The organism is Bacteroides sp. HMSC067B03, assembly GCF_001811315.1.
GTDB lineage: Bacteria > Bacteroidota > Bacteroidia > Bacteroidales > Bacteroidaceae > Bacteroides > Bacteroides faecis.
The window spans coordinates 334-2,195 of record NZ_KV804433.1 but is presented as its reverse complement, the minus strand read 5'-3'; the positions used below and the strand labels follow the sequence as shown (position 1 = coordinate 2,195).

The following is a 1,862-nucleotide window of genomic DNA, read 5'->3' as shown; positions in this document are numbered from 1 at the left end:
CAGATAACAGGCTTAGAGTTGGCTTATGGGCTAGTTCAAATGGCTATATTAAAAGCAAAAGAAAGATACAAGGGAAAGTCTATACGATTTATTTTGCACCACAACATTAATTAGATTCAGATACATCATTTATAAAATAAACCAATGACCTATGATTATTCATATTCCTACGGGAAAGCGATTCAATAATCGAAAAGAAGCAAAGATTTACTTTGGTAGTGCTTATTACTACAAGATAGAAAAAGAGAAGAAAGATTTACTATTTATAAACAATATTCAATCCGCTACTAATGAATATTCTACCCCAATTTTGCAGAAGCAATGCAACCGTCAACTATTCCATTCTAAATAGATTCAAACCTGCCAATATTTATAGATTTTTCTGTTTGTCTCTTTCAAGAGATGATTGGTATAATGTGAGAATTACTTTAGATGAATTAAAAAGAACAAGTGGTGGTAAATCTGTAAGCAGTTTTAATAAGATATTTCAAGAATATTTGGATATAAAGCCTTATTTTGTGGATAACGGTTTTTACTATCTAACTAGACGGAATATTTATCATATTCCTGCAATGGAAGAACAATGTATCACTATCTCCAATAAGTTTGCATTAATCGAACTGGATGCAGCAATAAAAGGCTTCTTTATCCAATTACTACTATTATCCCAATATGGCAATATAGAGCTGATTAAGAAAAATATAATCAAAGCAATCGGAATAGATAAAAAGACTTATGACAAGTATATAATAAAACTTGTTGGTGCTGATTTAGTATCAATCACTACTCTCTTAACTTTACATACTGAAAATATTCTATTAGAAAATGATTTTTCCAAGCAGAAAAAACTATCCACGAAGAAAGTAAATAAAATAGTAGAGATAGATGATAATGGAAATATCATAATTCCCAAGTAAGGAGAAAAAGTGTTCTTTACTAATATATTAATATACAGTACTTTTTCCCTTACACCTACCAGTATTACAGAATAGGATGCAATAAAAGTGATTTTTTCTGTGTACGGCAAAGTGCAGTGCTATTATTAGTATTACAAGCCATTCTTAGCTTTACATAGGTAAGGTAGTGGGGAAAAAGTATCTGATATTAATTATATATTATAACACACATTTTCCCCTACTACTAAAGAATTTAAACTTTATGTGCGCATGAACTTCATTTTTTAGGGTGACAGAGTATCCGTTCTGATTTTTAAAGATTAAGAGTTATATAGGCTAATCCTGCACTTGAAGTATGAGACACTGAAAAATATGTCAATGCCCACAAATAAGCCCATTATAGAGACTTTGACGAATAAAATAGTCTACTACCCAACTAAAAACAAAAATAGCCGCAAGCGAGTACACTTACAAATGTGCTCAACTGCGGCTTTTTTTGTGGAACTTCTAAATTCTTGTTTAATACAAGGGATATAGCAGTTCGCAATTTTAAATATGAGAGTTAATTTTCCCAATGGAAGGGTGGGAAAATACAAATATAACCTGTTTGATTTACATATAATTCAAGGAGTTGAACCATTGACAAACAGGTAGTTCTTGATTTTTAAGAATACTCAAAGTTACTCATAATAAACAAGGTAAAAAAATAAACAATACTCAATTTCTAATATTACTACTTAGCATATCTTTATATGGCAGTATAATACTCTCCTTTCTATTATAGTGCATAGTAATACATAGGCACGCAATAAAGTATAGGTACTTATATATAATACCCCCTACCTATAAAAATAGGAGCTTAAATATATATATCAGCTTACTTCTCCTATGATTTACAGAATTGAAAGTTACATGAACACGTGAAGAGTAGTTCTAACAACCCCCTAGGGTAGTTGGAAGAAAAGT

General features: G+C 30.5%; 2 protein-coding genes. Both read left to right on the top strand.

Translation table 11 applies throughout. The features are described 5' to 3' along the window. Nucleotides 1-151: 151 nt before the first annotated feature. Nucleotides 152-352 carry a hypothetical protein gene (locus HMPREF2794_RS29680; RefSeq protein WP_061447999.1) on the top strand — a complete coding sequence of 67 codons (201 nt, stop codon included), beginning with the start codon at nt 152-154 and terminating at the stop codon, nt 350-352. A gap of 64 nt (nt 353-416) precedes the next feature. Continuing rightward, complete coding sequence (locus HMPREF2794_RS21420) at nt 417-917, top strand: hypothetical protein (RefSeq protein ID WP_246839628.1); 501 nt, start codon at nt 417-419, stop codon at nt 915-917. The last annotated feature ends 945 nt before the right edge of the window (nt 918-1,862 follow it).